Below are 20,753 nucleotides of genomic sequence, written 5' to 3'. Positions count from 1 at the left end.
CGGCACGACCCCGGGCGGAGCCAGGACCGGGGCAGAGCAGACAGGCGAATCGGCGAGGCTATGACGCAAGCGGCGCTCACGCACCCACCGGCGGCCCCGGCCCCCGCGGCCCCGGCAGAGGCCTCGCGCGGCGGTCTGGTCCGCTGGGCGGCCGACCGCTCCGGCTGGCTCGGACCGATCGCCGTCGCGCTCTTCGCCGGCCTGCTGCGGTTCTGGAACCTCGGCCACCCCAACGCCTTCGTCTTCGACGAGACGTACTACCCCAAGGACGCCTGGTCCCTGCTCCAGCAGGGCTACGAGGGCACCTGGCCCGACCACGCCAACGCCGACATCCTGTCCGTCCCGCAGTCGATCCCGCTGAGCTCCGCGCCCGAGTTCATCGCGCACCCGCCGCTCGGCAAGTGGGTGATGTCGATCGGCGAGCAACTGTTCGGGCTGAACCCCTTCGGCTGGCGGTTCATGACCGCCCTGCTCGGCACCGTCACCGTGCTGATGCTGGCCCGGATCGGCCGCCGCCTTTTCGGCTCCACCCTGATCGGCTGCACCGCCGCGCTGCTGATGGCGGTGGACGGCCTCCAGCTGGTGATGAGCCGGGTCGGCCTGCTCGACGGCATCCAGATGTTCTTCGTGCTGGCCTCCTTCGGCAGCCTGCTGATCGACCGCGACCACGTCCGCGCCCGGCTCGCCGCGGTCGCCGACGGCGGCGGCGACGCCGACGCGGTGCGGCTCGGGTGGCGCCCCTGGCGGATCGCCGCCGGGGTGCTCGTCGGCGCCGCCTGTGCGGTCAAGTGGAACGGCGCCCCGATCCTCGCCGCCTTCGGCGTCCTGACCGTCCTGTGGGACCAGGCCGGCCGCCGCGGCGCCGGCGCCCGCCGCCCCTGGCGCTCCATGCTGCGCCGGGACGCCCTGCCCGCCTTCCTCGCCATGGTCGGCTCCGCCGTCGTGGTGTACGTCGGTGCCTGGAGCGGCTGGCTGGCCGGCGGCGGCAACGGCCAGGGCGGCTACGACCGGCACTGGGCCGACGGCCGCGCCGGGCTCTCCCCGGACAGCGTCCTCGGCATCCCGCTGCCGCAGGTCCCGATGAGCTGGGTGCCCGCGTCGCTGCGCAGCCTGTGGCACTTCCACTCGCAGATGTTCGACTTCAACACCGGCCTGAACCAGCCGCACACCTACCAGTCCAACCCCTTCGCCTGGCTGGTCGACGGCCGCCCGGTGTCGATGTACTGGGAGCAGATCCCGTACGGGCAGCACGGCTGCACCTCCTCGGGCGGCTGCGCGGCGCAGATCCTCGGCCTCGGCACGCCGTTCCTGTGGTGGACGGCCTGCTTCGCGCTGGTCTACCTGCTGTGGCGCTGGTTCTTCCGGCGGGACTGGCGCTCGGGCGCGGTGCTCTGCGCGGTGGCCGCGATCTACCTGCCCTGGTTCAAGTACCAGGAGCGGACGATCTTCTCCTTCTACATGGTCGTGCTGGTGCCGTTCCTGTGCCTGGCCGTCGCCCAGATGCTCGGGGCGATGCTCGGCCCGGCCGGATGCAGCCCCGAGCGCCGCCGGATCGGTGCGATCGGGGCCGGGGTGATCGTGCTCGCGATCGTCGGCTGCTTCGCCTTCTTCTACCCGCTGTACACGGCGGAGGTGATCCCGATGTCGTCCTGGCAGGACCGGATGTGGTTCACCAGCTGGATCTGACGGGCCGGACGTGACGCCGCCCTCGGCCGCGATGCCCTCGGCGCTGACGCCCTCGGCCCTGGTGCCCGCGGCCGGTCCGGTGGCGTCCGGTGGCCAACTGCTGCCCGTCACCCCGGTGCTCGGGGTGGTCACGGCCGTGCTGCTGCTGGCCGCCGTCGCGGTGGCCGGGTGGGGCCTGCTCGGGCACGGCCACGCGGTGCTGCGGGCCGGACTGCGCGCGGTGGTGCAGCTGGCCGCCGTCGCCGCGGTGATCACCTGGGTGGTCGGTTCGCTCTGGTGGTCGGCGCTGTTCGTGCTGCTGATGTTCTCGGTCGCGGTGCGCACCGCCGGGCGGCGGATGACCCGCGGCCCGGGCTGGGTCTGGGCGGCCGCCCCGATCGGCGCGGGGGTGCTGCCGGTGCTCGCCCTGCTGCTGGGCGTCGGACTGCTGCCGCCCGAGGGCCTGTCCGTCATCCCGGTCGCCGGCATCCTGATCGGCGGCGCGCTCAGCGCGACCTCGCTCGCCGGGCGGCGGGCCCTGGACGAGCTGCGGCTGCGGCGCGGCGAGGTGGAGGCCGCGCTGGCGCTCGGCTTCGAGGAGCGCGACGCCCGGCTGGAGATCTGCCGGACGGCGGCCGCGACCTCGCTCGTCCCGGCGCTGGACCAGACCCGGACGGTCGGGCTGGTCACCCTGCCCGGGGCCTTCGTCGGGATGCTGCTGGGCGGGGCCTCGCCGGTGCAGGCGGGGGCGGTGCAGCTGTTCGTGCTGATCGGGTTGCTGACGGTGGAGTCGGTGGCGATCGTGGTGGTGCTGGAACTGGTCGGGCGCGGGCTGGTCGCCGCCGAGCCGGAGGAGGGATTCCGGTAGCGGCGGGCCGGCCGGCGCGGTCGGGTACGCTTGGGGCCGTTGAAGGGGAGTAGCCCTCCACCGGACCGTCGACATACTGGCCCCCAGGGGCCCGGCGCCCGGGGCACAGCCCGAAGGGGCGTTGCCGGCGAGACCTTCGGCCGCAGTGCTGTGACCATGACCAGTGCTGTCGGGCCGAAGCGTCCCCTGACGGACCTGCGGAGGCCGGGCAGCCCGACCGAGGAACTCCTGATGAGTATCACCGTTGCCGCGTTGACCTTCGGCATCATCTTCCTGGCCGAACTGCCGGACAAGACCGCGCTGGCCAGCCTGGTGCTCGGCACGAAGTACCGCGCGAGCTACGTCTTCGCGGGAATCGCCGCCGCCTTCGCCCTCCAGGTGGGCATCGCGCTCGTCGCCGGGCACCTGCTCTCGCTGCTGCCGCACCGCTGGGTGGAGGGCGTCACCGGCGTGCTGTTCCTGGTCGGCGCGGCGATGCTGCTGTTCCACGGCGGGGGCGACGACGAGGACGGGCACGCGGCCAAGGAGCCGTCCTCGAACAGCTTCTGGAAGGTGGCCGGGGCCAGCTTCGTGGTCGTCGCGATCGCCGAGTTCGGCGACCTGACCCAGATCATGACCGCCAACCTGGCCGCCAAGTACGCCGATCCGCTGGCGGTCGGCATCGGCTCCTGGCTGGCTCTGTGCGCGGTCGGCGGGATCGCCATCGTGGGCGGGCAGAAGCTGCTCAAGTACGTGCCGATGAAGCTGATCATCCGGGTGGCGGCAGCGATCATGGTGGCGCTGGCGGGCTACAGCCTCTTCGGGGCGATCACCGGCTGATCCCCGGGCCGGGCGCCGGCTGATCTCCGGGCCGGGCGCCGGCTGATTCCCGTGCGACCTCCTGCTGACGCCCCGCCGTCAGCAGGAGGTGTGCTTGTCCAGGGCGGCGCTGGTGTTGGGGCCGTAGACGCCCCGCTTGTCGCCCTTGACGTTCCACTTCCACTGGACGTAGTCGACGGTGTTCACGGTGGTGTCGTCGTAGACCCCGGTCACCGGTATGGACGCGAAGCAGCTGACGGCGGCGGCGAGCTTCTGCTGGAGAGCGGTGACGTCGGGGCCGCTCATTCCGTACTGCAGGACCCGCGGGGTCGGGGTGACGACGGGCGTCGGGGTCGGGACGGGGGGAGCGGTCGGCGTGGGGACCGGGACCGGGGGAGCGGCCGGGGCCTCGACGGTCGGCGTCGCGACCGGCGTCGGGGCGGCCGTCTTCGTCGGGCTCGGCCTGCGGGTGGGGGTGGGGGTGGGCGTCGGGCTCGGCGCCTCGCTGGTCGGCGGCGGCGCGCTCGGGGCGGGGGCCGCCAGGGTCGGCGGGTCCACCGGCGCGGGCGCCAGGGTGGTCGTCGGCAGCGGCTGCGCCTGCTTGGCCGGGGGCTCGGCGGAGGGCGTGACCGCGTACGCGACGCCGATGGTGAGCGCCACCAGGGCGGCGCCGACCCCGGCGAGCAGCCCCTTGCGCCGGGCGAGCGGGCGGCGCCCGGCCTGCTCGGCCGCCCGTCTGGCGGCCCGGCCGCCCCCGTCCGGGCCGGGCCCGGACGGGGCCTGCCCGAAGTCCTGGGCCTGCCCGAAGGGGAACAGACCGATCTCGTTCCCGTCCGGCGCCGAAGCCGGTGTCCGCGGCTGCGCGGCCTCCGCCGGGTACCCGCCCGGCCCGCCCGGCGGGACCGGCGGCAGCACGGCGGTGGCGTACGCGTCCGGTTGGGCGCCGGCGCCCGGGTGGGCGTGGGCGTCCGGGTAGGCGCCGTCCTGACCGAACGGCGCTTGCCCCGGGCCGAACGGCGACTGTCCCGGGCCGACCGGCGGCAGCACCGGGCCGACCGGCGGCAGCACCGTGGTGGCGTACGCGTCCGCGTCCGGTCCCAGCGGGGGAACGGCCGGCGACCCGGGCACGGCGGCCTGCCCCGGGGGCACCGGCGGCAGCACCGTGGTCGCGAACGGGTCCACCACCGGGGTGTTCGGGTGGGCCTCGTCGGCCACCTGGTCGGCCGTCCGCGGGACGTACGGGCGGACCAGCGGCGGGCCCTCCAGGTGGGGCAGGACGGCGGTCTCGGTGAGGCTCGGGTCCGGGACGCAGCCGCACCCGGTGGAGCGTGCGGCGCCGCACGTCGGGCAGTGCTGGTCCGGCATCGGCCGGTCCTCCTCGGTTTCGCGTCGACTTTCGTGGGCGGTCGTTCGGGTCGTCCGCCGGCCGTCCGGCCGTCGTCCGGTCGTCCCGCGCACGCTCCGGGCGGACCCGGGCGGCGCGCGGACGCGCCTGATTATGCAGGACCGTCCGAGGGGTGGACAGGGGCGTCCGGCCCCCGGCGGGGGTGTTGTGCCGGTTGGTGCCGGTTGGCCCTCCGGAGAACGCCCGGAGCGCGGCGGTTGTCCCCGGCGCTTACGCTCAGCTCAAACCGACGGAACGAATCGGGACGAAACGACCAGCGCGGTCAGCTGGGAGTGATCATCCGCACGGCCCGGCCGACGGGCCCGCGACCCCATGGAGACGCCATGCCCACGGAGACGCCGTGACGCCCGCGGAGACGCCGTGACGGAGCCGAGCACCGCGTCCGACCGGAGCCCGGCGGGCGAGCCGGGCCCGCCGGCGGTCACCGTGCACAACCTCTGGGTGCCGATCGGCGCCCTGCTGCTGGCGATGCTGCTCGCCGCCCTCGACCAGACCATCGTCTCCACCGCGCTGCCGACCATCGTCAGCGACCTCGGCGGTCTCGAACACCTCTCCTGGGTGGTCACCGCCTACCTGCTGGCCTCCACCGCCGCGACCCCGCTGTGGGGCAAGCTCGGCGACATGTACGGCCGGAAGCGGTTCTTCCAGGCCTCCATCGTGATCTTCCTGCTCGGCTCGGTGCTGTGCGGGATCGCCCAGAACATGGGCGAGCTGATCGCCTTCCGCGCCCTCCAGGGCCTGGGCGGCGGCGGGCTGATCGTGCTCTCCCAGGCGATCGTCGGCGACCTCGTCGCGCCCCGGGACCGCGGCCGCTACCAGGGCCTGTTCGGCGCCGTGTTCGGCGTCACCAGTGTGCTCGGGCCGCTGCTCGGCGGACTGTTCGTCGACCACCTCAGCTGGCGCTGGGTCTTCTACATCAACCTGCCGATCGGCATCGTCGCCCTGGTGGTGATCGCGACGGCGCTGCACGGGCTGGAGGTCCGGCGGGAGCACCGGATCGACTACCTCGGCACCGTCCTGATCGCCGCCGTCGCCACCTGCCTGGTGCTGATGACCTCGCTCGGCGGGACCACCTGGGCCTGGACGTCCTGGCAGATCGTCGGCCTCGGCGTGCTCGGGCTGGTGCTGCTGCTCGCCTTCGTCCTGGTCGAGCGGACGGCGGTGGAGCCGGTGCTGCCGCTGCGGCTGTTCCGCTCCCGGACGTTCAGCCTGGTCGCGGTGATCTCCTTCGTGGTCGGCTTCGCGATGTTCGGCGCGCTGACCTACCTGCCGACCTTCCTCCAGGTGGTCCAGCAGGTCTCGCCCACCATGTCCGGCATCCACATGCTGCCGATGGTGCTCGGCATGCTGCTCACCTCGATCGGCTCCGGCCAGATCGTCGCCCGCACCGGCCACTACCGGATCTTCCCGATCGTCGGGACGGCCGTGACCACCGTCGGACTGCTGCTGCTCTCCCGGCTGGACGAGCACAGCAGCACCGCCGAGATGAGCCTCTACTTCCTGGTCTTCGGCCTCGGACTGGGCCTGGTGATGCAGGTACTGGTGCTGATCGTGCAGAACTCGGTCGGCTACGAGGACCTCGGCGTGGCCACCGCGGGCGCCACCTTCTTCCGCTCCATCGGGGCCTCCTTCGGCGTGTCCATCTTCGGGACGGTCTTCGCGAGCGGACTGAGCAGCCGGCTCGCCGACGCGCTGGCCGGGGTGCCGCTGCCGCCCGGCTTCCGGCCGGAGGCCATCACCGCAGACCCGCGGGTCATCCCCCAGCTGCCGGCCGCCGTCCAGCCGGGGGTCTACCACGCGTACGCCGAGTCGATCACCCGGGTGTTCCTGTACGCGGTGCCGGTCGCGCTGGTCGCCTTCGTGCTGTCGCTGTTCCTGCGCGAACAGAAGCTGCGCTCCACCGTCACCGCCCCCGACCTCGGCGAGTCCATCGGGGTCAACCCCGTGGAGCGCAGCTCGCTGGACGAGATCGCCCGCGCCCTGTCGGTGCTGAACAGCCGCGAGGCCCGGCGCGACCTCTTCCGGCGGATCACCGAGACCGCCGGGCTGGACCTGCTGCCCGCCTCCAGCTGGCTGCTCCTCCAGATCCACCAGCACGGCTCGGTCGAGCCGGCCGAACTGGCCGAGGCGCGGGTCGTCCCGATGGCCGTCGTCGAGGAGGCCGTCCGGGAGGTGGAGGGCCGGGGGCTGGCGGCGCGGTCCGGCGGGCTGCCGCTGCGGCTCACCGAGCCGGGGGAGGAGACGGCCCTGCGGCTGGTCGCCGCCCGGCGCACCCAGCTCGCCGAACTGCTGGGGGACTGGGACGAGCAGAGGTACGCCGAGATCGCGGGGCTGCTGAACCGGCTCAGCTCCTCGCTGTGCGCGGACCTTCGGGACCGGCCGGACCCGTGGGGGCCGGAGGGGCCGTACCGTGGGGAGGGGCGGTCGTTCTGATGGTCCGACGGTCCGATGGCTCGACGGTTTGACGGCCCGTTCGGCGTGATGGGGAAGGATGGTGCGGCATGCCGCTCGAGATCGAGCGCAAGTTCCTGCTGGGCGCCTTCGAGCCGCCGTCGACGGCGGTGCGGCAGCACATCGAGCAGGGGTACATCGCGATCAGGGACGACGGGACGGAGGTGCGGCTGCGGCGGATCGGCGGCAGCCGCGTCCTCGGCGTCAAGCGGAGCGCCTCCTCCGCGGAGGGTTCCCCCGTCCGGATCGAGGTGGAACGCGAGCTGGGGGAGCAGGAGTTCACCGAGCTCTGGCCGGCCACCGAGGGTGCCCGGCTGGTCAAGGACCGGTACACCTTCGAGGCCTCCGGCGTCACCGTCTACGCGGACGTCTACCAGGGGGAGTTGGCCGGGCTGCGCACCGTCGAGGTCGAGTTCGGCTCCGAGGCGCAGGCGGCGGCGTTCTCGGCGCCGGAGTGGTTCGGCGCCGAGATCACCGGCGTGAAGGCGTACAAGAACCAGACCCTCGCGACCCGGGGAATGCCCGAGTCCTGAATCCGCCGGGGGTTCGGCCCTACGGCGTGCCGAACCAGCGTGGGGTGTCGAGGTGGAACGGGTCGCCGGGGGCGAGCCGGCGCAGGCCGTCCTCCAGCTGCCTCAGCTGCTCCTCGCCGAGGGCTTCCGACCACTCCTCGCGCAGCTCGTCGAAGATCCGGGCCGAGCGGACCAGGCAGTCCACTCCGCGCTCGGTGAGCCGGACCACCTTGCGCCGGGTGTCGGCCGGATCGGCGGCGCGCTCGACGTAGCCGAGCCGCTCCAGGGTGTCGACGGTCTTGCCCGCCGCCTGCTTGGTGACGCCGAGGCGGCGGCCGAGTTCGGAGGCGGTGGTGCCCTGCGGGCCGATCGCCTGGAAGACGAAGCCGTGCATCGGGCGCAGGTCGGGATGGCCCTCGCGGGTGATGCGTTCGTGGAGCTCGTCGATGATCGCCCGGAAGGCGAGCAGCAGGCGCAGCGGCAGCTCAAAACCCGGCGGGGGCGGTTCACTTGGCACGATGGGCGACCTCATTGACCATATGGACAACGTCATTGTCCATCCTAGGGGGTTCCTTCGCCGTGCCCGCCCCGCCCACACCTTTGACGGCCCGCGACCCGCCCGGCCGTGAGGTGTAGCAGACTGCTCCCGTAGGCAGTCCCCGTCACCGCACCGGCGGCCGCACCAGCGCGCCGGCGGAGCAGCAAGGAGCCCCCATGTCCGTTGTCAAGATCAACGTCCTGACGGTGCCGGCCGAGCAGCGTGAGGTGCTGGAGCAGCGCTTCGCCTCCCGGGCCGGCGCGGTGGAGAACTCGGACGGCTTCGAGTGGTTCGAACTCCTCCGCCCCGTCGAGGGCACCGACCAGTACCTCGTCTACACCCGCTGGCGCAGCGAGGAGGACTTCAAGGCCTGGATGGAGGGCCCGATGAAGTCCGCCCACCAGAACGGCCCCTCCGACGAGGCCCCCAAGCGCCCCGCCGCCACCGGCTCCACCCTCTGGTCCTTCGAGGTCGTCCAGTCCGCGGGCCCCAAGAACGCCTGAGCCGCCCCGCCCCGCCGGGCCCCTCCCCTCCACGGGGAGGGGCCCGGAGTGCTTCGCGGCTCCGGCTAGCGGCCGGCGGCGGTGGCGCGGAGGCCGGGGAGGGGGGTGTGGTCGGCGCGCCAGAGCAGGCGCAGGTGGAGGGGCGGCGGGTCGAGGGGCAGGCGGACGAGGGCGCCGGTCGCGAGGTGGTCGTGGACGGCGTGGACGGGGAGCAGGGCGATGCCGAGGCCCTGGGCGGCGCAGGCGCGGGTGGCGGGGACGGCGCCGGTGTGGAGGCGGCGGACGCGCCGGCCGAGGAGGCGTTCGCCGGCGAGGCGGTAGGAGCACGCGGGGGAGCCGACCAGGAGGCGGTGGCCGTGGAGGTCCTCGCCGGTGAGGGCGGTGGCGCGGGCGAGCGGGTGGGTGGGGGCGGCGACCAGGGCGAGGGGAACGTCCTGGAGGTCGACGTGGGCGAGCGGGGCGGGCGGCAGGTGGAAGCCGAGGGCGCCGAGCGGGCCGGGGGCGTCGAGGACGAGGGCCGCGTCCAGGGCTCCGGCCGCGACGCCGTCGAGCAGGACGTCCCGGGTGGTGTCGGTGCGCAGGGACACGTCCAGGTCGGGCCGGTGGCCGGTGAGGCGGGCCAGGACGGCCGGGAGCTCGGCGGCGGTGACGGCCGCAAGGACGCCGAGGCGCAGACGGGTCCGGGTGGCGACGACCTCGCGGCGGGCCTGTTCGGCCTGGGCGAGGAGCCGGCGGGACCAGGGCAGCAGCCGCTCCCCGGCGGAGGTGAGGGCCAGATCGCGCCTGGCCCGGTCGAACAGTTCGGTGCCGAGGCTGCGTTCGAGGGTGTGGACCTGCTCGGCGACGGAGGACGGGGCGAGCCCGAGGGCCACGGCCGCACCGCTGACGGTGCGGTGGGTGACGACGGCCTCGAAGACGCGCAACTGACGTAGTTCCACTGGCTCCCCCGAACGCCCTCGCTCCCGGTGCTGCGGGACAGCGTACGGGGGACGGATGCGTGGAGGGGCCCGGAGCGCCACACCGGTGGTGAGCGGGCGGGCCCCGGTGCCGATCAAGGAACTCGCCTTCCGGGGAGGGGCGTTCGGCGCCCGAACGGGCATCGCCGGCTGAGCGCTCCGTTCAGCCGGCGAGCGCGTGGGCCCCGTGCGGGGTGCCGGTCGCGTCGGCGTTGTCGCCGGTCGGACGGGCTCCGCGGCTGGTTGTCACGTGCTTCCTTCCGCGGCGGGACACGAGGGTCTCCAACCCGAACGCCCGTACGGCCGGAATGAGTTCCGGACATCGGCGACGCGGCTCCGCGGAGCGGCTCGCGAGAGGCCGGGAAGTCGGACGGGCCGACTTCCCGCGCGGGTTCGTCCGCCACCCGCGCGCCCTACCCGGCGAGCAGGCCTTCCAGGTACTCCCGCACCGGCGGGAACATCGGGAACGGCACGTACTCGGCCAGCTCGGCGTGCGAGGCCCACACCACCCGGTCCAGTTCGTCCGAGTCCACCACCCTCGCGGCGCCGCCGACGACCTCGCAGGCCGTGTACGACATCCGCCGCCCGCTCTGCGGATGCACCCGCTCGCCGAGCACCTTCGCCGCCGCCACGTGCAGGCCGGTCTCCTCGGCGGTCTCCCGGACGGCCGCCTCCTCGGGGGACTCGTTCGGCTCGACCTCCCCGGCCGGGAACTGCCAGGACAGCTCGCCCTCGGCGACCCGCCGCCGCACCATCAGCACCCGGCTGTCCTTGACGACGATCGCGACGGCGACGGCGGGGAGTTGCCCGGATTCCTGCTCGGTCATCGCTCTGCTCCTCGGGGGACGGCGTCGGTGTCGACGCCATCTTGGCCCGCGCCGAAGTCCTCGGTCGGCAGGCTTCCGCCGGCCGCGTGTCGTGGGCCGCTGCGGGCTACAGGTGCGCTGATCCGTAGAGCGCGGACGGCGCGCCGGTGGCCAGCGCCCCCAGTAGCGGTCTCCGTACGACCAGTGCCACCACTCGGTGGGGTAGTTGACGAGCCCGGCGCCGGTCAGGGCGTCACTGAGCAGCCGTCGGTTGGCGCGGTCAATGAGGGCGGCACGGATGCGGCGGGCGAGACGCGGGATGAGGAGCGCTTCCACCTGGGAGTGGTTGTGGAAGGCGTACTCGCCGATCCCACCCGGGACGGCGCGCCGTTGGGCGTGTCCCCTGGGCCCGAGCCGAACCCGCCCCACCGGAGCCGGCTGCGGGTGCACCTGTCCCTGGCTGGACGTCAGGCGAGACGGGCGGAAGGGCCCGGCGGCACTGGTATGTTCCAGATGTGAACCGGGATATCAGCGATCTCGTCTCTCGTCTTGGCCGGCCTCTGCGGCTGATCGTCACCGGCGGCGGAACAGGCGGCCATACATATCCGGCGCTCACTGCGATTCGCGCCCTGCGCTCGCGGCTCGCCGAGGCCCATGGTGCGCTGGATGTGCTGTGGATCGGCACCGCCGCCGGCCTTGAGGCCAAGGTGACCGCCGCCGAGAACATCCCGTTCAGGACCGTCGCCACCGGGAAGATCCGGCGCAGTGCCAACCCGCTGAAGCTGGTGTCGCCCGCCAACGTCAAGGACATGGGCCGTGTCCCCCTGGGCGTCGCGCAGGCCCGCTCGGCGGTCGCCGACTTCGGCCCGGACGTGGTGCTAGGTACGGGTGGCTACGTCGCGGTGCCGGTCGGGATGGCCGCCCGGATGTGCCATCGGCCGTTGGTGGTCCACGAGCAGACCGTTCGGCTCGGTCTGGGCAACCGGGCTCTGGCGCGGATGGCGACCCGGGTTGCGGTCTCCTCCGAGTCGACGCTCCGGTTCCTGCCCGAGTCGGCCCGTGCCACCGCCGTGGTGACCGGCAACCCGGTGCGCCCGGAGGTGCTGACCGGGCAGGGTGACAAGGCGGTCCAGGCGTTGGGGCTGTGGGGCTTCGACCGTTCGCTGCCGACCGTGTACGTCACCGGCGGTGCGCAGGGCTCCCAGCAGATCAACGAGTTGGTGAGCGAGATCCTGCCGTGGCTGCTCGGCCACGCCAACGTGGTCCACCAGTGCGGGCCCAGCCACGAGGAGCGGCTTCGGGCGCGGGCGGCGGTGCTGCCGGAGCAGTTGCGCTCCCGGTACCTGGTGACCGGCTTCGTCGGCCCGGAGCTTCCGGATGTGCTGGCCCTCGCGGATGTGGTCGTCTCCCGCAGTGGTGCGGGGACGCTGGCCGAGCTGACGGCGCTGGGGCGGGCCGCGGTGTTCATCCCGCTGGCGACGTCGGCCGGGAACGAGCAGGAGTACAACGCCCGTCACCTGGCGGATGCCGGGGCGGCGGTGGCCCTGCTCGGCCGTGCGGCGCCGGACACCCTTCAGGATGCGATCGGTCCGCTGCTGACGGACCCGGCCCGCCGCGCGGACATCGCGCGGCGGGCCGCCGAACACGGTCGGCCGGATGCCGCCGACCGTCTCGTGGACGTACTGCTGTCGGTCGTGGACCGTTAGTTCGCCAAGTCCAGCAGGTGCCGGACGGCACCGGCCTGGATGGTGTCCACGCACACCTGGTAGGCGGTGTAGTCGCCCTCCCAGGGGTCGGGCACGTCCTCGCCGCTGATGTAGAGGTCGAGCTTGCCTGCGGCCGGGGTGTCGTCCGTCATGGTCTTGAGTTCGGCGAGGACGGCGTGGTCCATGGCCAGCACGGTGTCGGCCCAGTCGAGCATGCGGTGGTTGACCTTGACCGCGCGGTGGTCGCGGATGTCGTAGCCGGCGGCCTCGGCGGCTCACCCTGTCCTCTGCTTCCGGGCCGCAACCCAAACGCTCGAAGTTCCTCGCTACAGTCTCGGATTCTTCAGGCTGCCCGACGTGGCCTCGCGGCCATAGGCTGTCGGTATGGCCTTGGATCCCGCACTGCCCGTCGGCCGGCGCATCCAGTACTACCGGGAGCGTGCCGGAAAGTCCCGTCCGGTGTTGGCCGCCCTGCTGGGGCGGTCGCCGAGTTGGCTGAAGCAGGTGGAGAGCGGGGCGTTGCTGCCGCCGCGCCTGCCGATGCTTGTGCGTATCGCCCAACACTTGGGGATTGATGACATCTCCTTGCTGACAGGCGAGGTCAGCATGCCAACGGCGCTGTACTCCGGAGTGGAACATGCGTCCCTGGATTCTGTTCGGCGGGCAGTCGACGGCTCGCCGTTGGGGGTGTCCTCCGGGTCGATGCCGAACCTGGACCACGTCGCGGCCCAGCTGGCGAACGCCTGGCGGAGCAGGATGACCCGGGGAGATCACCGAACCGCCCTGGCGGAGCTGTTGCCGCCGCTCGTGTCGGCCGCCTCTTCAGCGGTTTCACATCCGGACTGCGCAGACCGGCGGCGGGCGGAGGTGATGTACGCCAGCGCGCTGAACCTGACGCAGATGTATGCGGCGTTCCAGGGTGACGGCAACCTGGTCTGGCGGGTGGCCGAGCGTGCCTTGGCGACTGCGAGGGCGTCGGGCGACCCGCAGGCGATCGGGCAGGCATGCTGGTTCCTGGTCGAGGCGTTCCGGAAGTCCGGTCAGTGGGACAGCGCTCAGGCGCTCACCGAGGACGCTCTTCGGCTGCTCGATCCGATTCGGGCGAACACGCCGGAACTGGCCTGTGCCTGGGCGGACATGGCATTCCATGCCGCCATCACCCACGCCGTGGCCGGGGAAGCCGGTGAGGCGTGGGGCTGGATCGACCGCGCGGTGGCCGTCGCCGAGCGCCTTCCGGAGGACTTCTGGAGCGCCCCTACGTCAGGGTCTCGGCAGGCTGTCGGCCTGCACTCGGTGACTGTGGCGGTCGAGCTCCGTCAGACCGGCACGGCGTTGCGCTGGGCTCGGCGGCTGCCGACCGCCGATGTCACGGCGGTTCCCCGTCGCGGTCGCCACTTGATCGAGGTCGCGAGGGCGCACGCTCTCCGCGGTGAAGCGGAGTCCGTTGCCGGACTGCTGACGGACGCCGTCGCTGTCGCGCCCGAGACGGCGCGCTGGAACGAGGAGGCCCGAGCAATGGTCCGAGGGCTGGTCGATGGCCGGCCCTCGACGCGGGAGGCCGGGCGGCGCTTGGCCGATTCCATCGGAATGGCGGCGTAGCGACCGCAGGAACTGGAGGCAGAAACTCTGTCCCTTCGCATCGCACCGAGCCCGTAGCGTCGAGTGACGCTACGGGCTCGGTGCGTGAGGGAGTGTGCGAATGGCGCAGGACACAGCTGCTGCGACGAAGACGGTCAGGCTGTCCGATGCGGTGGTGGCGGAACTCGACCCGGCGTCGACCTACGACTACGGCATTCGCTGGGACCCGGTGGTGCAAGTCCACCGTGTGCGCGACGACCGATGTGTCGAACCGGGAGTCCACGAGGCGGAATCAGCAGCCCGAATCGACTGTTCCAGTGCCGCCCCTCGGGTGGCCATCAGGCCGGCGACTGCCTGCCTGCCGTACCGGGCCGAGTCCGTGGGTGCCGCGCGTCGCGTCGTCGGCGCGAAGCTGCGGGAATGGGAGCTGGACTCCTTGGTGGACGACGCCTTGCTGATCGTCAGCGAACTGGCCACCAACGCGGTCGAGACCGGCTGCCAGACTCGCATGGTCGTCGCCGTGCGTCGCCCGAGCGACCGGATCGTCCGCATCCTCGTCGGTGACGGTTCCCGCACGATGCCCGTGATGATCCAGGCCGGGTCCTACGCGACGTCGGGTCGCGGCCTTGCGCTGGTCCACCGGCTCGCGCAAGGCCGCTGGGGTGTCAGCCCCCGCCCGTTCGGGAAGGTCGTGCACGCTGATCTCTCGACGCCCGATCCGACGTCGCGGTGAACCGGCCGTCGGGCCGCATGTCGTCGTCGCGGCCCTGGTGTTGACCAGCCGAACCCGCTGAACTCCCGGCCGCGCCGCCGGTCCGGCGACGCGGCCGGGATCGCCCATTTCTCCGCTTTCCGCCTTGAAAGGTGCACTGCCATGTCCTGCCCCGAGCCGAAACCGCCCCCGCCGAAGCCGGCGGGCCCGCGCCCGCCGCGCCCGCCGGACCGGTAGACCGGCGACCACGATCTCCAGCACGTCGAAAGGAACAGAACATGGGCAAGCACGGCGGAGGGCCCGGCGGCGACGGGCCTGGTGCGGCGGGTGGGGGCAAGGGTGGCAGCCACTCCGGGAAGCCGGACACGGCGTCGCAGGACGGCAAGCGGGATGCGCCGCCCACCAACCTGCCCAAGCCGTCGAAGCCTTGAGGGGAGCGGCAACGTGAAGTGGAACGCGCTCACCGACAGCCTCCGGGAGTCCGGGGCGCTGTCGGTCGACTGGGAGCCGGCGTTCCGGGCCGTGCCCCGTCGGCTGTTCGTCCCGGACCGGATCCACCACGGGGGTGAGTGGCTCGACCGGAAGGAACGCCCGGTCGAGTGGAGCGAGTTGGTCGCTTCGGACATCCCGCTCGTGACCCGATTGGACGAGGACGGCAGCACGCCGTCCTCGTCCAGCTCGATGCCCACCGTCGTGGCCCAGATGCTCCGGCACCTCCAAGTCTCTGACAGTATGCGGGTGTTGGACATCGGCACCGGTGCGGGCTGGACGGCCGCGTTGCTGGCCCGCCGGCTCGGGGCGGAAAACGTCACCACCGTGGAGCTGGACCCTGAACTGTCCGGTTCCGCGCGGTGCCGTCTGGTGGCACATCGCCTGCCGGCCCGGACCGTTGTCGGCGATGGAATGCTCGGCCATCCGGCGGGCGCGCCGTACGACCGGGTTCACGTCACCGCGGCCGTGCAACGCGTCCCCGGGGCGCTGATCGAGCAGACGGCGCCCGGGGGCGTGATCCTCGTTCCGTACGGCACGGCGTTCTGCAACGGCGGGCTGCTGAAGCTCACCGTCGCCGAGGATGGCCGTTCTGCGAGCGGGCCGTTCGTCGAGGACGTCGCCTTCATGTGGGGGCGGGACCAGCGGCCCGGGAGCGGCGAGTTCGAGATCGGGGACGTCCGGTACGGTCCGTCCGCACTCGACCCCGCCGCTGTGGCTGAGCACACCGACGCGGCCTTCGCGATCGGGCTGCGGCTGCCGGGCCTGTTCCGGCAGGAGGTGTGGGCGGGCTACGACCGCTTCGGCACCGGCCGGTTCGAGATCTGGGACGGGGTCTCGTACGCCCACTGCCGCCTCGCCGACTGGGACGGCGGGCACGCCGTCTCGCAGTCCGGCCCCCGCAACCTGTGGGACGAGCTGACCGCCGCCCACGCCTGGTGGCAGCGCCAGGGCGAGCCGGGCCTCGACCGGTTCGGCCTGACCGTCACCGTCGCGGGCGAGCACCGGGTGTGGCTGGACGAGCCGGACCATGTGGTCGGTTGACTGCCGGATTGCGAGGCGCGCCCCGGGCTCACGAGCCCGGGGCGCGCCGGGTTGTGCGCGCACGCGCCGCCCGAATGGGTGGTGCGGGTGGAAGTTTGATGGGGCGTTACGGCATTACGGTGAACATTGCCGTGCCGGGTGCTCCACGGGGCGCTCGGTGCGTGAGCAAAAAGTGATCCCCGGCGGTGCGCCAACACCCCGGGGTTTGGCACCAGGAGCAAAGGCCTCCCGAATGCAGATTCATCGTATCCCGCAGCATGCGCCCGGATACACGATCCTCGACAACGGCCACGTCATCCGTAAGCACTCGCTGAGTTGGGCCGCGCGCGGGCTGCTGAGCTACCTGCTCAGCCTGCCGGACGGCGTCCGCGAGGACATTCGCACCCTCGCCGCCAAGAGTGTGGAGGGGCGGACGACCGTTGCCCGAGCGTTGCGGGAGCTGGAGGCGGTGGGGCACTACGTGCGTCGTACGCTGCGGGACCCGCAGACCGGGCAGGTGCGGACGGTCGTCTCGGTGCACGAGGTGCCGGTGACGGGCAAAGCGGTGAACACCGTGCCGCCGCTTCCCGCGCCCCCGGCCGCCGGTGTCCCAGCTCCAGGCGTGCCAGCTGTCGGGAGGGCGGGAGGCCCGTCCAAGGAACCGGAAACCAAGGACGTGGAAGAGCCTTCCGTCCGTCCACCCGAGAAGTTGACGGCGGGCATGGCGCTGTTGCTCGAACTCGGCCGCCGGGAGCCGAGGATGGCCCTGGCGGGGAAGCCGCTGTGCGACCAGGCCGCGCGGGTGGAGGGGCTGCTGGCGGGCGGGTGGAGCCGTGAGGTGCTCACCGGGATTCTGTCGGCGCCCCTCCCGGACAGGGTCACGCACAGCGTCGGGGCGATCGTGGCGGCGCGGATCGCCAAGGTGCCGGCCGTTCCCGCGCCCCGACAGGCGGGCGACGGCCCGAGGAGGCACGAGTGCCCCGGGCGCAGCGGGTTGTGCGGGCGGCCCGTGGCCGGGCCCGGGCAGGTGTGCGGCGCCTGCCGGGCGGCAGCGGAGTAGGGGTAACCCTCAGGGGATTCCCGCTCAGCGGGAGGGTCATGGCCGGGCCGGGCGCGGAGTATCGGGTCTGTCGAGAAACCTGACTCCTGGCGGCCAACGCTTACCTCCGCCGTTCCCGGTGGCTCACGACTCCGGCGGGCGGAAGGTGACCGGGGCGTCGAAGGCGGCGCGGCGGGTGGTGCGGCGCAGGGCGCGCAGGACGGGGGTGCCGAGGGTGAGGCACAGGACGACGGTCAGGGCGGCCCGGGGAAGGTCCCAGCCCAGGGACGTGGTCAGGCAGTACGCCGCGAAGCGGACCAGGTTGGCGGGCAGCGCGTCGCCCGGCACGAAGGAGATGGAGCCGGCCAGGCCGCCGATGTACGGCCAGCCCTGGAGGTTCATGATCGTGCCGTACAGCAGGGACGCGACGGCTCCGTACCCGGCGAGCAGCAGGAGTTCGCGGCGGCCCCGCAGGGAGGAGGCCCCCGGCAGCAGACCCGCGCCGAGGCAGACCCAGCCCATGGCGAGCATCTGGAACGGCAGCCACGGCCCGACCCCACCCGTGAGCAGCGCGGAGGCGAACATCGACAGCGAGCCGAGCACGAAGCCGAAGCCAGGTCCGAGCACCCGCCCGGACAGCACCATCAGGAAGAACATCGGCTCCAGCCCGGCCGTGCCCGCGCCGAGCGGCCGCAGGGCCGCGCCCGCCGCGGCCAGCACGCCCAGCAGGGCCACGGACTTGGCGTCCAGCCCCGGCGCCCCGCCGCCCGCCGTACGGCCCTCGGAGATCTGGGCGACGACGACGGCGAGGAGCAGCGGCAGCAGCAGCGCGAACAGCCAGGGCGCGTCCGCCGAGTGGCCGACCAGCGCCGACCTGGTGGAGGCGAGCAGCGGCCAGCCGAAGGCGGCGACGCCGACGAAGGAGACGGACAGCAGCGCCGTGACGGACCGGCGCCCGAGCGGGACGGGACGAGTGCTCATGCGCCCAGCGCCTCCGCGACCTGCCGCACGGTGAGCCACGGCCCGGGCGCCAGCACCTTGGCGACCTGTGGGGCGAAGGCGGGGGAGGAGACCACCACCTCCGGGGTCGGACCGTCCGCGACGATCTCGCCCTCGGCCAGGATCACCGTGCGGTGGGCGAGTTCGGCGGCCAGCTCGACGTCGTGGGTGGCGAGCAGGACGGCGTGGCCCTCGGCCGCCAGCGAGCGCAGGATCTCCACCAGCCGGGCCTTGGCGGCGTAGTCGAGGCCGCGGGTCGGCTCGTCCAGGAGCAGCAGCGGGGGCCGGGCGGTGAGCACGACGGCGAGGGCGAGGGTGAGCCGCTGGCCCTCGGAGAGGTCGCGCGGGTGGGCGTCGTCGGCGATGCCGGGCAGCAGGCGCTCGACCAGGGCGCGGCAGGTGCCGGCGGTGGCGCCCGCGTCGGTGTCGGCGGCGGCGCACTCGGCGGCGACGGACTCGCCGTACAGCAGGTCGCGCGGGTCCTGCGGGACGAGGCCGACCTCGCGGATCAGCTCGGCGGGCCGGGTGCGGTGCGGGGTGCGGCCGCCGACCCGGACGCTGCCGGAGGCGGGGGCGTGCAGGCCGACCAGGCCGCCCAGCAGGGTGGACTTGCCGGCGCCGTTGCGGCCCATCAGGGCGGTGATCTCGCCGGGGTGGAGGGCGAGGTCCACGCCGCGCAGTGCCGGGACGGGGCCGCGCCGGACGGCGAGGCGGTCGGTCACGGCCAGCGGGGACGCGGTCGGGGCGCAGACGGGGGCCGGGCCGCGGCCGTCCAGTTCGGCGCGCAGCGGGGCGGCCTTGCGGCGGGCGTCGCGGACGGACAGCGGCAGCGGCCGCCAGCCCGCGAGCCGGCCGAGGCCGACCACCGGCGGGTGCACCGGGGAGTGCGCCATCACCTCGGCGGGTTCGCCGAGGACGGGCGGGGCGTCGGGGGTGAGCAGCAGTACCTGGTCGGCGTACTGGACGACCCGCTCCAGCCGGTGCTCGGCCATCAGCACGGTGGTGCCGAGGTCGTGCACCAGCCGCTGGAGGACGGACAGCACCTCCTCGGCCGCGCCCGGGTCGAGTGCCGAGGTGGGTTCGTCCAGCACCAGCACGCGCGGGTGCACGGTGAGCACCGAGCCGATCGCGACGCGCTGCTGCTGGCCGCCGGACAGGGAGTTCAGGGAGCGGTCGCGCAGGTCGGCGAGGCCGAGCAGGTCGAGGGTCTCCTCGACCCGGCGGCGCATCACGTCGCCGGGCAGGCCCAGCGATTCCATGCCGTAGGCGAGTTCGTCCTCCACGGTGTCGGTGACGAAGTGCGCCAGCGGGTCCTGCCCCACCGTGCCGACCAGGTCCGCGAGTTCGCGCGGCCGGTGCTCGCGGGTGTCCCGGCCGTCGACGGTGACCCGGCCGTGCAGCACCCCGCCGGTGAAGTGCGGCACCAGGCCGCTGACCGTTCCCAGCAGGGTGGACTTGCCGGAGCCGGACGGGCCCACCAGCAGGCAGAGTTCGCCCTCGGGGACGGTGAGGTCGACGCCGTTCAGCACGGGCGCGGCGGAGTCCGCGTACCGGACGGAGACCTGCTCGAAGGTGATCACGATGCCCTCCGGGGCGGGGTCGGGGCGGCGAACGCCGGTACCAGGCCGAGCAGGACGGCCAGCACGGCGGCCAGGGGCAGCGCGGGGACGGTCGGCGGGACGACGGTGGGGGCGAAGGCGGCCGGGTCCTGCCCGGCCAGGTAGGTGGTGAGGGCGGCCACGGCCACTCCGGAACCGGCGGTCAGCCACTCGGGGACGGCCCAGGGGTCGGGCCGGTAGCGGCTCCTGACGGACCGTCGGCCGCCGAGCAGCAGCCCGGCGAAGGCGGCGGCCAGGCCGAGCGCCAGGACGGGCAGCGCCCAGCCCGCGCCGTCGGCGGTCAGCAGCCCGTACGCGGCCAGGCAGATCCCGAGCAGCCCGGCCAGGGTGAGCGCGGCCGTCGCCCGGGCGAGCCGGCGCGGGACGTCGGCGGTGCGGCCGAAGCCCCGGGTGTCCATCGCGGCGGCCAGCGCGATGGACCGCTCCAACGCGCCCTCCAGTACCGGGAGTCCGACGCTCAGCACGGCCGCGATGCCCTTGTCGGTGCGGCCGCGCAGCCGGCGGGCGGCGCGCAGTCGGCGGACGTCCGCGATCAGGTTCGGCGCGAAGGTCGTCGCCACGACGACGGCGACGCCCGCCTCGTAGAGCGCTCCGGGCAGGGTGCGCAGCAGGCGGGCCGGGCTGGCCAGGGAGTTGGCGGCGCCGACGCAGATCAGCAGGGTCGCCAGCCGCAGCCCGTCGTACAGCGCCGCGAGCAGCCCCTCGACGGTGACCCGTCCGCCGATCCGCACGCCCTGCGCCCAGGCGGGCAGCGGGAGTTCGGGCAGCGTGAACAGCACGTGGGTGCCCGGGATCGGCGAGCCGAGGAACACCGCGAACACCAGCCGGATGCCCAGCACCAGCAGGCCCAGGCGCAGGAACGCCCCGTACGAGCGCGACCACGGCGCATCGCCGCGCCGGGCCGCGACCACGTACCCGGCGACGGCGGCGAGCAGCAGCAGGATCGCCGGGTTGGTGGTGCGGGTCGCCGCCGCGCCCAGCCCGAGCGCCCACAACCACCAGGCCCCGGGGTGCAGTTGACGGGGGCCGGTGGGCGGCCGGGTGCTACGGGCGGTGGTGCTGCTCACGGAGGTTTCCTGAGTGGGG

At 73.6% G+C, this 20,753-nt stretch carries 18 protein-coding genes and 2 pseudogenes; 11 read left to right on the top strand and 9 right to left on the bottom strand.

The features are described 5' to 3' along the window. The first annotated feature begins 60 nt into the window (after positions 1-60). The 3 genes from ACIQ87_RS29425 (at position 61) to ACIQ87_RS29415 (ending at position 3,352) form a co-directional block, all read left to right on the top strand. Positions 61-1,686, top strand: coding sequence for a dolichyl-phosphate-mannose--protein mannosyltransferase (locus ACIQ87_RS29425; RefSeq protein WP_402412284.1), 1,626 nt, complete (start codon positions 61-63; stop codon positions 1,684-1,686). A 10-nt stretch (positions 1,687-1,696) separates the two neighbouring features. Beyond that, positions 1,697-2,533, top strand: coding sequence for an ABC transporter permease (locus tag ACIQ87_RS29420; protein ID WP_402412281.1), 837 nt, complete (start codon positions 1,697-1,699; stop codon positions 2,531-2,533). A gap of 228 nt (positions 2,534-2,761) precedes the next feature. Continuing rightward, positions 2,762-3,352 carry a TMEM165/GDT1 family protein gene (locus ACIQ87_RS29415; RefSeq protein ID WP_392870090.1) on the top strand — a complete coding sequence of 197 codons (591 nt, stop codon included), beginning with the start codon at positions 2,762-2,764 and terminating at the stop codon, positions 3,350-3,352. Positions 3,353-3,430: 78 nt separating this feature from the next. Here the strand turns inward: ACIQ87_RS29415 and ACIQ87_RS29410 are convergent, their stop codons facing one another. After that, on the bottom strand, positions 3,431-4,696 hold the full coding sequence (locus ACIQ87_RS29410; protein ID WP_402412279.1) for a peptidoglycan-binding protein: 1,266 nt from the start codon (positions 4,694-4,696) through the stop codon (positions 3,431-3,433). A gap of 400 nt (positions 4,697-5,096) precedes the next feature. On the opposite strand from ACIQ87_RS29410, the gene ACIQ87_RS29405 reads away from it, so the two are divergent. Together ACIQ87_RS29405 and ACIQ87_RS29400 are read left to right on the top strand one after the other, a co-directional pair. Further along, complete coding sequence (locus ACIQ87_RS29405) at positions 5,097-7,169, top strand: DHA2 family efflux MFS transporter permease subunit (RefSeq protein ID WP_402412276.1); 2,073 nt, start codon at positions 5,097-5,099, stop codon at positions 7,167-7,169. Between the two features lie 68 nt (positions 7,170-7,237). Then, positions 7,238-7,720, top strand: a complete 483-nt coding sequence (locus ACIQ87_RS29400) for a hypothetical protein (protein ID WP_402412273.1) — start codon at positions 7,238-7,240, stop codon at positions 7,718-7,720. Positions 7,721-7,739: 19 nt separating this feature from the next. Here ACIQ87_RS29400 and ACIQ87_RS29395 read toward each other — a convergent pair whose 3' ends face one another. Continuing rightward, positions 7,740-8,216: a MarR family winged helix-turn-helix transcriptional regulator gene (locus ACIQ87_RS29395; RefSeq protein ID WP_402412271.1), complete on the bottom strand. Its 477-nt coding sequence runs from the start codon at positions 8,214-8,216 to the stop codon at positions 7,740-7,742. A 197-nt stretch (positions 8,217-8,413) separates the two neighbouring features. Here ACIQ87_RS29395 and ACIQ87_RS29390 point away from each other — a divergent pair, with 197 nt between their 5' ends. Beyond that, positions 8,414-8,740, top strand: a complete 327-nt coding sequence (locus tag ACIQ87_RS29390) for an antibiotic biosynthesis monooxygenase family protein (RefSeq protein ID WP_392869608.1) — start codon at positions 8,414-8,416, stop codon at positions 8,738-8,740. 65 nt (positions 8,741-8,805) lie between these two features. Here ACIQ87_RS29390 and ACIQ87_RS29385 read toward each other — a convergent pair whose 3' ends face one another. The 3 genes and pseudogenes from ACIQ87_RS29385 to ACIQ87_RS29375 form a co-directional block, all read right to left on the bottom strand. Continuing rightward, positions 8,806-9,663: a LysR family transcriptional regulator gene (locus ACIQ87_RS29385; protein WP_402412267.1), complete on the bottom strand. Its 858-nt coding sequence runs from the start codon at positions 9,661-9,663 to the stop codon at positions 8,806-8,808. A gap of 446 nt (positions 9,664-10,109) precedes the next feature. Further along, positions 10,110-10,523 carry an NUDIX hydrolase gene (locus ACIQ87_RS29380; protein ID WP_402412264.1) on the bottom strand — a complete coding sequence of 138 codons (414 nt, stop codon included), beginning with the start codon at positions 10,521-10,523 and terminating at the stop codon, positions 10,110-10,112. A 106-nt stretch (positions 10,524-10,629) separates the two neighbouring features. Then, positions 10,630-10,781 (bottom strand): annotated as a pseudogene (locus tag ACIQ87_RS29375) (M15 family metallopeptidase); the annotation flags it as partial. A 236-nt stretch (positions 10,782-11,017) separates the two neighbouring features. Between ACIQ87_RS29375 and ACIQ87_RS29370 the strand changes: the two are divergent. Then, positions 11,018-12,208 carry a UDP-N-acetylglucosamine--N-acetylmuramyl-(pentapeptide) pyrophosphoryl-undecaprenol N-acetylglucosamine transferase gene (locus ACIQ87_RS29370; RefSeq protein WP_402412261.1) on the top strand — a complete coding sequence of 397 codons (1,191 nt, stop codon included), beginning with the start codon at positions 11,018-11,020 and terminating at the stop codon, positions 12,206-12,208. Here ACIQ87_RS29370 and ACIQ87_RS29365 read toward each other — a convergent pair. Beyond that, positions 12,205-12,465 (bottom strand): annotated as a pseudogene (locus ACIQ87_RS29365) (hypothetical protein); the annotation flags it as partial. The gene ACIQ87_RS29370 and the pseudogene ACIQ87_RS29365 overlap by 4 nt on opposite strands. 127 nt (positions 12,466-12,592) lie before the next feature. Here ACIQ87_RS29365 and ACIQ87_RS29360 point away from each other — a divergent pair. The 4 genes from ACIQ87_RS29360 (at position 12,593) to ACIQ87_RS29345 (ending at position 17,070) form a co-directional block, all read left to right on the top strand. Then, positions 12,593-13,807, top strand: coding sequence for a helix-turn-helix domain-containing protein (locus ACIQ87_RS29360; protein ID WP_402412258.1), 1,215 nt, complete (start codon positions 12,593-12,595; stop codon positions 13,805-13,807). Between the two features lie 100 nt (positions 13,808-13,907). Then, positions 13,908-14,519 (top strand): ATP-binding protein, encoded by a 612-nt coding sequence (locus ACIQ87_RS29355; RefSeq protein ID WP_402412255.1) that lies wholly within the window; start codon positions 13,908-13,910, stop codon positions 14,517-14,519. 423 nt (positions 14,520-14,942) lie between these two features. Further along, the gene (locus ACIQ87_RS29350) at positions 14,943-16,031 is read left to right on the top strand and encodes a methyltransferase domain-containing protein (protein ID WP_402412252.1); all 1,089 of its coding nucleotides are present in this window, start codon (positions 14,943-14,945) and stop codon (positions 16,029-16,031) included. A 232-nt stretch (positions 16,032-16,263) separates the two neighbouring features. Then, positions 16,264-17,070 (top strand): helix-turn-helix domain-containing protein, encoded by an 807-nt coding sequence (locus ACIQ87_RS29345; RefSeq protein ID WP_402412250.1) that lies wholly within the window; start codon positions 16,264-16,266, stop codon positions 17,068-17,070. A gap of 123 nt (positions 17,071-17,193) precedes the next feature. Here the strand turns inward: ACIQ87_RS29345 and ACIQ87_RS29340 are convergent, their stop codons facing one another. The 3 genes from ACIQ87_RS29340 to ACIQ87_RS29330 are packed head-to-tail and all read right to left on the bottom strand — an operon-like array spanning position 17,194 to position 20,734. Beyond that, entirely contained in the window at positions 17,194-18,030 is an 837-nt protein-coding gene (locus ACIQ87_RS29340) for an ECF transporter S component (RefSeq protein ID WP_402412248.1), read from the bottom strand. Continuing rightward, positions 18,027-19,628, bottom strand: a complete 1,602-nt coding sequence (locus ACIQ87_RS29335; RefSeq protein ID WP_402412246.1) for an ABC transporter ATP-binding protein — start codon at positions 19,626-19,628, stop codon at positions 18,027-18,029. The genes ACIQ87_RS29340 and ACIQ87_RS29335 overlap by 4 nt, the downstream gene beginning before the upstream one ends. Further along, positions 19,625-20,734 (bottom strand): CbiQ family ECF transporter T component, encoded by a 1,110-nt coding sequence (locus ACIQ87_RS29330; protein ID WP_402412243.1) that lies wholly within the window; start codon positions 20,732-20,734, stop codon positions 19,625-19,627. The genes ACIQ87_RS29335 and ACIQ87_RS29330 overlap by 4 nt, the downstream gene beginning before the upstream one ends. Positions 20,735-20,753: the final 19 nt, after the last annotated feature.

It is taken from the genome of Kitasatospora sp. NPDC096204 (genome assembly GCF_044763205.1).
Lineage (GTDB): Bacteria > Actinomycetota > Actinomycetes > Streptomycetales > Streptomycetaceae > Kitasatospora.
Note: the sequence above shows the minus strand (reverse complement) of the source record. Positions and strands in the feature narration are given on the sequence as shown.